The organism is Frankia sp. AiPs1, assembly GCF_023716945.1.
In the GTDB taxonomy this organism is placed as follows: Bacteria; Actinomycetota; Actinomycetes; order Frankiales; family Frankiaceae; genus Frankia.
This window is the reverse complement of record NZ_JAMQQF010000229.1, coordinates 1-8,811: the sequence shown is the minus strand read 5'-3', so window position 1 is coordinate 8,811 and position 8,811 is coordinate 1. Positions and strand designations below refer to the sequence as shown.

The 8,811-nt window shown below is 74.0% G+C and carries 9 protein-coding genes; 4 read left to right on the top strand and 5 right to left on the bottom strand.

All coding sequences use genetic code 11. From position 1 onward, the window contains the following. Both ND748_RS18710 and ND748_RS18705 read right to left on the bottom strand, forming a co-directional pair. Positions 1 to 623: amidohydrolase family protein (locus ND748_RS18710; protein ID WP_251747240.1), on the bottom strand; the 623-nt coding region annotated here is incomplete at its 3' end. Between the two features lie 68 nt (positions 624 to 691). Further along, positions 692 to 856, bottom strand: coding sequence for a hypothetical protein (locus tag ND748_RS18705; protein WP_251747239.1), 165 nt, complete (start codon positions 854 to 856; stop codon positions 692 to 694). Positions 857 to 864: 8 nt separating this feature from the next. Here ND748_RS18705 and ND748_RS18700 point away from each other — a divergent pair, with 8 nt between their 5' ends. The 3 genes from ND748_RS18700 to ND748_RS18690 all read left to right on the top strand — a co-directional run bounded on the left by ND748_RS18700 (position 865) and on the right by ND748_RS18690 (position 3,080). Next, the gene (locus ND748_RS18700; protein ID WP_251747238.1) at positions 865 to 1,059 is read left to right on the top strand and encodes a hypothetical protein; all 195 of its coding nucleotides are present in this window, start codon (positions 865 to 867) and stop codon (positions 1,057 to 1,059) included. 157 nt (positions 1,060 to 1,216) lie between these two features. Then, positions 1,217 to 2,149 carry an LLM class F420-dependent oxidoreductase gene (locus ND748_RS18695; protein WP_251747232.1) on the top strand — a complete coding sequence of 311 codons (933 nt, stop codon included), beginning with the start codon at positions 1,217 to 1,219 and terminating at the stop codon, positions 2,147 to 2,149. Between the two features lie 4 nt (positions 2,150 to 2,153). Beyond that, positions 2,154 to 3,080, top strand: coding sequence for an SDR family oxidoreductase (locus tag ND748_RS18690; RefSeq protein ID WP_251747230.1), 927 nt, complete (start codon positions 2,154 to 2,156; stop codon positions 3,078 to 3,080). Positions 3,081 to 3,290: 210 nt separating this feature from the next. Here ND748_RS18690 and ND748_RS34690 read toward each other — a convergent pair whose 3' ends face one another. From ND748_RS34690 to ND748_RS18675, 3 genes are all read right to left on the bottom strand, one after another. Next, entirely contained in the window at positions 3,291 to 3,863 is a 573-nt protein-coding gene (locus tag ND748_RS34690) for a TetR family transcriptional regulator (protein ID WP_251747228.1), read from the bottom strand. Positions 3,864 to 4,024: 161 nt separating this feature from the next. Beyond that, the gene (locus tag ND748_RS18680) at positions 4,025 to 5,671 is read right to left on the bottom strand and encodes an MFS transporter (RefSeq protein WP_251747227.1); all 1,647 of its coding nucleotides are present in this window, start codon (positions 5,669 to 5,671) and stop codon (positions 4,025 to 4,027) included. Between the two features lie 446 nt (positions 5,672 to 6,117). Next, positions 6,118 to 7,434 carry an XdhC/CoxI family protein gene (locus ND748_RS18675; RefSeq protein ID WP_251747225.1) on the bottom strand — a complete coding sequence of 439 codons (1,317 nt, stop codon included), beginning with the start codon at positions 7,432 to 7,434 and terminating at the stop codon, positions 6,118 to 6,120. Between the two features lie 486 nt (positions 7,435 to 7,920). On the opposite strand from ND748_RS18675, the gene ND748_RS18670 reads away from it, so the two are divergent. Continuing rightward, positions 7,921 to 8,685 (top strand): crotonase/enoyl-CoA hydratase family protein, encoded by a 765-nt coding sequence (locus ND748_RS18670; protein WP_251747223.1) that lies wholly within the window; start codon positions 7,921 to 7,923, stop codon positions 8,683 to 8,685. Positions 8,686 to 8,811: the final 126 nt, after the last annotated feature.

Sequence of the window (8,811 nt, the reverse complement as noted above, 5' to 3'; positions counted from 1 at the left end):
CGCCACAGCCGCCCGGTGGGCGCCCCGGTGCCGTCACGCTCGACGCCCGGCAGGTCGCAGCCATCGATACCGGCCAGGCGCAGCGCCGGCGAGTTGAACACCCACAGGGCCCCGCCGCGGTGCTGCACCCGCACCGGCCGGTCGGGCACCAGCGCATCGAGGGCGCGCCGGTCAAGGTCGCCGGCCACCGACGGGTGGTAGCCGACCGCGCGCACCCACCGTGCCGGACCGGTGCCCGGGGCCGCGCGCAGTGCCGCGCGCAGCCCGGCCTCGTCGACGATCTCGGGCGGCCCCACCCGCACCGACGACGCCGACGCCGCCAGCGACAGCAGGTGGACATGATGATCGTGCAGCCCCGGCAGCAGCGCGCCGCCCGCGGCGTCGAGAACATGCTCCCCGGCCCGCGGACGCAGCGGTTCCGCGCTGACCTCGACGATCCGCCCGCCGAGAAGGCGCACATCCGCGACCCGTGCCGGCGGGACCGCCCCGGTCGCCCTGGTCGCCCCGCGCGGCCCGGTCAGCCCAGCCAGCCCGGTAAGCCCAGCCGGCCCGGTCAGGTCGGTCAGCTCCGCCCGGCGCACGAGCAACGCCCGACGCTGCGGTTCCTGCGCGGCGCGGCCCATCCTCGTCACCCTACGACCGCCGGCGACCGGCCGCGGCGGGTCGCCGGCCGAGACGATGGCGACCACGGTTAGTTACTCTCCGGAATCGATCCGTACATCGTCACGATCCAGGAGGTGCAGGTGAGCGAGGGGTGCAGGTGAGCAACGCGCAGGTCCTCGACCTCGACGACCTGCGCCCGTACCGGCCGCGGCTCGACGAACAGTTCCCGGTCTACCGCGATCTCGTCGACCACCTCTCAGCGTGTTGGGGTTCGCCGGGGCGCTGGCCGCGTTCCCGCTCGGCCAGGTCCGGCCGCTGGGCCGGTTGTTCCCGTACACGATCAGCGACCATTTCCCGCACTACTACCTCGACGCGTGGGCCGCGGCCGGCGTCTGCGAGTTCGGCGACGACGAGCTCAGCGCCGGCCCCGACGGCCGGCCCCGCCCGCCGCACTGAGCGCGCGGCGCACTGAGCCGCCCGACATCCGGCGCCCGACCGCGTGGGCGCGTCGGCGGGGACGACGGTCGCGGCGGACGGGCAAAGAGCGGGCGCCGGGCGGGCCCGTGGGGCGATACTGCCTAGCCATGGCACAGACCTACGAACACCCCACCCGATGAGATTCGCCGTCCAGCATGGCGTGGCCGATCCCGCCTGGTCGCCGCGGATCCTCACCCCGCAGGCGGTCACCGGCTTCGCGCGAGCGGCGGAGGAGGCCGGATTCGCCGCGCTCGGGTTCAGCGACCATCCCGCGCCGTCCGCCCGCTGGGTCGACTCCGGCGGGGAGGGCAGCGCCGACCCGCTGGTGTCGCTGGCGTTCTGTGCGGCGGTGACCCGAAGCATCCGCCTGTTCACCTGGGCGCTGGTGGCGCCCTACCGCAGCCCGCTGCTGACCGCCCACCAGGTGGCGACGCTCGACGCGTTGTCCGGGGGGCGTCTGACGCTGACCCTCGGCGCGGGCTACCTGCGTTCGGAGTTCGGCGCGCTCGGCGTCGACTTCGACGGGCGGCTCGCCGCGTTCGACGAGACGGTGGACGTGCTGCGCGCGAGCTGGGAGCAGCCGCGGCTGACCCACAGCGGCCCGCTGCTGCAGACCCGCGGCACCAACATCCAGCCGCGGGTCGTCCAGCAGCCCCACCCGCCGCTGTGGCTGCACGGCAACAGCGCGTGGGGGCGGGAGCGGGCCGTCCGCTACGGGCAGGGGGTCGTCACCCTGCTCACGAACGACGCCCTGGCGCGCACGATCCGCACGGCGCCCGTGGCCGGCGTCGACGGGTTCACCCGAGTCGTCGACGACGTCCGGGCCCGGCTGGACGCGGCGGGCCGCCCGCCGGACGCCCTCGACGTGGTGGCCACCGGCATGTGGCCGCAGCTCGACGTTCGGCAGGACTGGGACGCGGCGGCCATGCTCGACGACGTCGCGACCTACGGCAAGCTCGGTGCGGACTGGATCGTGATCGCGGTCTGCGGCGACGACCCGGCCGCGGCCGAGGACACCGTGCGCCGCTTCGGTGAAGAGATCGTCGCCCACGCCGCGGACCCGGTGTAACCCCGTGTCGGGTCTGTGCGCGGGTCGGGTGGTGATCGTCACGGGGGGCGGCAACGGGATCGGGCGGGCGCATGCGCTGGCATTCGCCGCCGAGGGTGCCCGGGTGGTCGTCAACGATCTCGGCTGCGACCGAACCGGCCATGGCCGCGACGACGGGCCCGCGGCCGCCGTCGTCGAGGAGATCCGCGCGGCCGGCGGGCAGGCGGTGGCGAACACCGAGGACGTCGCCGACTTCGCCGCGGCCGGGCGCCTCGTCGCCCAGGCGGTCGAGACGTTCGGGGGCCTCGACGTCCTGGTGAACAACGCCGGGATCCTGCGCGACCGCACCCTGGTCAACATGACCGAGACGGAGTGGGACACCGTCGTACGGGTGCACCTGCGGGGCACCTTCGCCCCCACTCACCACGCCGGCGTCTACTGGCGCGACGAGCATTCCGCCGGGCGCGGGCGGGCCGGACGCGTCGTCAACACCAGTTCGCCGTCGGGGCTGTTCGGCAACATCGGCCAGACGAACTACGGCGCTGCCAAGACCGCCATCGCCGGGTTCACCATCACCGCCGCGCTGGAGCTCGCCCGCTACGGCGTGACCGTGAACGCGATCGCTCCGCTCGCGCTGACCCGGATGACCGAGGGTCTCACCGGCGACCTGCCCGAGGCCCAGGCGGCGAGGATGACCCCCGGGCACATCGCGCCGCTGGTGGTCTGGCTGGGTAGCGAGGCGTCGGCCGGGGTGACCGGGCGGGCGTTCGCCGTCGTTGGCGGCAGTATCACCGTGTTGGAGGGCTGGGTCGCCGGTCCGGCCGTCGACGTCGACGGCGTCTGGGACCCGGGCGCGCTCGGGGAGGTCATCCCCGGCCTGGTCCGCGCCGCCGCGCCGAACGCCGACCTCGCCGGCGCTCGTCCCCCGCGCGACGCGCCCGCCCACCGCTGAGCCGCCCCGGCATCGGCACCGCGGCGGGATCCGCCAACCCGCCTGGATGATCATGAACGGTGCCAAATCGTCAACACCGTTGATTATCTTGGAAGGTGGGGAGGGGGATTGCGGTGCGTTGTGCACCATCGCCGGGCCCGGACCGTACAGAACGCACCGCAACCGACCCCAACCGCGTTCGGCAGTGTGATCACTGTGGCGACGGGGCCGTCAGACGGTGCCGTCGAGGAGGTGTTGCAGGCCCGGCGCGCACAGGTCGACGATCCGGTCCCGTTCGGCGACGCTGATCGCCTCGGTGTGCACGACCTTGCGCAGGACGCCGAGGCCGAGCAGGTGGGCGAGGACGAGTTCGGCGCGCAGGGCCGCATCCGGACCGGTCAGGCGCGACCTCAGCCGGGCGACGACCTGATCGCGGAAGTTCTCGCGCAGCAGGGTCGCGTGCTCGCCGTGTTGGAGCGCGAACGCGACCCGGATGAGCGGGTCGCGGCGCTGCTCGTGCGCGTCAAGAAGAGCGTGGAGCAGGTGGCGGCCGAGATCAGGCAGCGGCGCGTCGAGCAACCGGTCGATCTCGTCGCCGAACCGGGCGACGCGGGCGAAGAGCTGCTCCTTGCTGCCGAAGTACTTCAGAACCAGCGGAGCGCTCACCCCGGCGTCCGCGGCGATGGCCTTGAGCGTGATGGCGGCGTAGGGCTGGCGGGCGAACGCCCGGCGGGCCGCGGTGATGATCGCCTCGCGGCTGACCTCGGCGTCCCCCCGGCGTCCGAGGGTCGAGGGGCTGGTCACAGTCCGGTCCTCCGCCCGTCCCGGGATGCGGCGGACGTCCCCGGCCGGGACGCCTGAGCCTGCACGCTACCGCTCGGCGACGCCGCACCGTACCCGCCTCGGCACCGTCGGGTCCGTGCGGGCATCACACTCTCGCCGAGCCGCCGTCACCGTGTCCGCCGTCACCGAGCCGTCGTTGCCGAGCCGTCGTTGCTGCGCCAGGTGGAGCGGCGTGCAGAGCGGTGGCGGCGCGGCCGGGGCGCCTGCGCGACGATGCGCGCGGCGTCCGTGCGACCGGCGTCCGTGCGACCGGCGTCCATGCGAACGGGGTCACCGTGCAGGATGTCGTCGGTCCGCGGTGGGCCGCCGGCCTGCAGGGGCAGCGCCACGTCGGCCCGGCCGCGGGCGGGCACCAGGCAGCCGACCCCGAGGGCGAGCGCCCCCACCACGCCGGCGATCGCGAACACGGTCTGGAAGGCGCCGAGGCTCGGCACGGCCCCGACGGAGGTCGCCATCGTGAGGTGGCTGAGCAGCGCGGCGACCACGGCGCTGCACATCGCCTGCCCGACCGTGCGCAGCAGGACGTTGAGGCCGTTGGCCGCGGCCGTCTGCGTGCGGGGAACCGCATTCATGATCAGCATAGGCATGGCCGAGTAGGCCAGCGCCGTCCCGGCGGCGACGACCGCCGCACCGATCACGATCATCGGCAGGTTCTCGCTGGTGAACAGGCGCAGCAGGTAGCCGAAGACGAGGGCGGACGCGCCGAGCAGCAGGGTGATCCGCGGGCCGCGGGTGGCAGTGATCCTCGCCGCGACCGGCGACAGGGCGAACATCGCCACGCCCCCGGGCAGCAGGCACAGGCCGCTGGCGAACACCGACAGGCCCAGGCCGTAGCCGGTCTCCTTCGGGACCTGGACGAGCTGGGCGGTGGACAGCGAGTTGGCGTAGAAGGAGAAGCCGATCAGCAGCGCCGCGGCGTTCGGGGCGAGCACCGCGGGCCGCCGGGCCAGGCGAAGGTCGACCAGCGGGTCGGCGACCCGAAGCTGCCAGCGAGCCCAACCGATGAAGATCACCACGGCGGTGAGGATCAGGCCGCCGAAGCGCGGGCTGGTGAAGCCCCAGTCGGCCGCCTTGGACAGCGCCAGCAGCAGGCACAACAGGCCGAGGGCCAGCCCGACCGCGCCGGGGACGTCGAAACGGGCGGGGGCGCGGACCTTCGACTCGCGCACCAGCAGCCCGGCGAGGATCAGATCGGCCAGGCCGAGCCCGCCGGTGACCCAGAACATCACGTGCCAGTCGGCGAACTGGATGATCAGGGAGGCGAACGGAACGCCGAGCGCCGCGCCGATGCCGACGGTGGCGCTCATCAGCGCGACCGCCGACCCGACCCGCTCGGGGGGCAGCTCGTCGCGCAGGATGCTGATCGACAGCGGTACCACCGCGAGGCAGGCGCCCTGCAGGCCGCGGGCCGGGATCAGCAGCCAGATGTTCGATGTCAGCGCGCACAGGACCGACCCGGTGGTCAGCATCCCGAGCGCGACCAGAAGCATCCGCCGTTTGCCGAAGATGTCCCCTGCCCGCCCGAACAGCGGCGTGACCACGGCACCGACGAGCAGGGTGACGGTGAGAAGCCAGCTCACGTTCGACGCCGACGCGCCGGTGAGCCGGGGCAGGTCGGGCAGCAGCGGCACGATCGAGACCTGCGAGATCGCGGTGAGGATGCCGCCGACGCCCAGCACGGCGCTGAGCTGCCGGGAGCGCCCCCCGCCCGCCGCGGGGGTCTCCCCCGGGGACTCGGCGCGGACCGGATGCGCGGCAGGCTCGTCCACGTGACTCCTTGGATGATCGAGAAAGAATATCGAGACAGGCAGTGCTCGGAACAGGATCGGCCACCTACGTGAACCGGCGTTCACCAGCATAGTGAACGCCGGTTCACCGACTCAAGCAGTGCCGCCGTGCCGGCCGTCACCCATCGCGATACGCAAATGCGCAGGCCGGGCCCCATCCCCCGCTGCGACCGCGAGCCTCACGGGCAGGCCGACGGGCCCCGACACCCCCGCGCGGCGGAGCTCTCCGGTGGCCACCCGGGGGCTGCCCGGCCCGCCCCGATACCCGGTCGCCCCAGCCCGACAGACCCCGACTCGCCCCTTGACTCCAGTCGCCTCGCCCCGAAGATCACCGGTTCCGCGGAACCGCCTACCGCCACCCACCCGAGCGAGCGCGCGGCCACCCCGCGCCCGACCTCGGATCAGACCTCGACGGCCACGGATCTCCCTCAGCCGTCTTGTCGGCCGGCACCCTCGGCGCGACCGCGAGGGTCGGCGACCAGATCCGCCAACGGCTCGACCCACTCGACCCGCTCGGACGACTCGGATGACTCGGACGGGTTGGGTGGCTCGCCGTGATCTGCGTGGATCCGACCGTCGGTGGCCCGCAGTGGGCGGCCGCTGCCGCCCCAGCGGCTCTGAATGATCTCCGCGGCGATCGAGATGGCCGTCTCCTCGGGCGTGCGCGAGCCCAGGTCCAGGCCGATCGGGGAGTGCAGCCGCGCGAGGGCGTCCTCGGCGACGCCGCTGGCACGCAGCCGGCGCAGCCGGTCGACGTGGGTGCGCCGCGACCCCATCGCGCCGACATAGTGCGCCGGGGAGCGCAGCGCGGCGCACAGCACCGGAATGTCGAACTTGGGATCGTGGGTGAGCACGCAGATCACCGTGCGAGCGTCGACCGCCGCGCGGGCGAGGAAGGCCACCGGGCGCTCGCAGACCACCTCGTCGGCGTCCGGGAAACGCCGCGCGGTGGCGAACACCGGCCGGGCGTCACACACCGTCACCCGGTAGCCGAGGAAACGGCCCAACCGCACCATCGCGGCGGCGTAGTCGATCGCACCGAAGACCAGCATCCGCGGCGGTGGGGCGAACGACTGGACGAACACGCCGATCGCGTCCGGCCGCCGCTGCCCCCGCGGCCCGTAGCGGCGCAGCCCGCTGCGACCGGCCGCCAGCAGCCCGCGGGCATCGTCCACCGCGGCGACGTCGAGACCGGCGACCCCGGATGAGCCCATGGTCCGATCGGGCCACACCGCCACCTGACTGCCCAGTCCCCCGCCCCCGACGACGGTCACCAGCGCCACCGTGTCGTCGGTGGCCAGCGCGGCGAGGACCGCGTCGAGCGCGTCCCCCGCACGCCGCTGCCGCCGCTGCTCGTCGGCCTCCGCGTGGACGCGCGGATCCATCTGGGCAGGCGGATCCACGTTCACCTCGGCGGCGGCGAACGGTCTGCGGGCCGGGTACGGGACGATGACCAGGTCGATGATCCCGCCGCAGGTCAGGCCGACGGCGAAGGCGTCGTCGTCGGAGATGCCGTAGCTCTCCAGGGCGGGGACACCGGTGCGGATCGCCTCGACCGCGGCCTCGTAGACCGCGCCCTCGACGCATCCGCCGGACACGCTGCCGACGACCTCACCGCTGGCGGCGACGGCCATGGCGGCACCGGGCTGGCGGGGCGCGCTGCCCCGCACCTCGACGACGGTCGCCACCGCGAACGCTGCGCCCGCGGCCCGCCAGCGCCGCAGCGCGTCGGCGATGTCCCGCACCGGCGCCACCCCCTCCCGCCGTCCGAACAACCCGCCGACCTGCACAAATGCCTACCCAGCGGGTCTCGCCGCCACCTTAGGACCCGCTGGTGACCCCGTGGGCCCGCCGTGACCGACGTCCCATACCCGCCACAGCACCCACCCCACCAACACCCACCCCGCCAGCACCCGACCGGCGGGCCAGCGACCGGCGGGCCACCGACCGGCGACGATCACGGAGGGAACCAGGCGTACCCGGACCCGGCGCAGGCCCACAAGCTTGCCCAGACCCAGTCGCAGACCCTTGCGCCGGTGCTGCTCGAGCCGGCGGCCGCGGTTCGGGAGCAGGCGAGGGCGGTGGCGCGGCCGAGAACTCTCCTCTGCGGCGCGACAGCGGTAGCGTTCGGCCACCGGGTATTGCGTGAAAACAGCCACGTCCGCGGCGAGATCACCCGTATGCGGCGGCGCGGGCGCACGTGGCTAACTGTCCGTCAACAAGGGAGCACTATGTCCGACGAAGTTCTGGTCGAACACGCCGACGGGGTCACCGTCATCACGATCAACCGTCCGCAGGCGCGTAACGCCGTGAACCGCGCCGTGTCCGAGGGGGTCGCCGCCGCCCTCGACGAGTTCGAGTCCCGCAAGGACCTGACCGTGGCGATCATCACGGGCGCCGGCGGCACGTTCTGTTCGGGGATGGACCTCAAGGCGTTCCTGCGCGGTGAGAACGTCGCTATCGAGGGCCGGGGCCTGGCCGGTATCACGCTGACGCCGCCGCGTAAGCCGATCATCGCCGCCGTCGAGGGCTTCGCCCTGGCCGGTGGGTGCGAGGTCGTGCTGGCCTGCGACCTGGTCGTCGCCGCCGAGAACGCCGCCTTCGGCATCCCGGAGGTCAAGCGGAGCCTCGTCGCCGGCGCCGGTGGCCTGCTGCGCCTGCCCAAGCGCATCCCCTACCAGGTCGCCATGGAGCTGGCGCTGACCGGCGACCAGCTCTCCGCCGTCGACGCCCACCGCTACGGCCTGGTCAACGTGCTGACCCCGGCCGGCGAGGCGCTCGCCGGCGCCCGGGCGCTCGCCGCCCGGATCGCGGCGAACGGGCCGCTGGCCGTCGCCGCCACCAAGGAGATCCTCGCGTCGGCGTCCTCCTGGCCCGCGGACGAGGCGTTCGACCGCCAGGCGGAGATCATGAATCCGGTGTTCGCCTCCGCGGACGCCAAGGAGGGCGCGTTGGCGTTCGCCGAGAAGCGGGCGCCGGTCTGGCGCGGCGAGTGACCCTCGCCCGGCGCGGGGACTGACGGCACGCAGCGGCCGCGGGCGGACACTTCCACCTCCCCGCCCGCGGTCGCCGCGACGCGCCGCGACCGCCGCGCAGGCGGGCGAGTAGCCGGGCGCCGACAC

Coding starts and splice junctions, on each gene's coding strand:
- ND748_RS18695 (WP_251747232.1), top strand. CDS start 1,217: ATGAGATTCGCCGTCCAGCATGGCGTGGCCGATCCCGCCTGGTCGCCG.
- ND748_RS18670 (WP_251747223.1), top strand. CDS start 7,921: ATGTCCGACGAAGTTCTGGTCGAACACGCCGACGGGGTCACCGTCATC.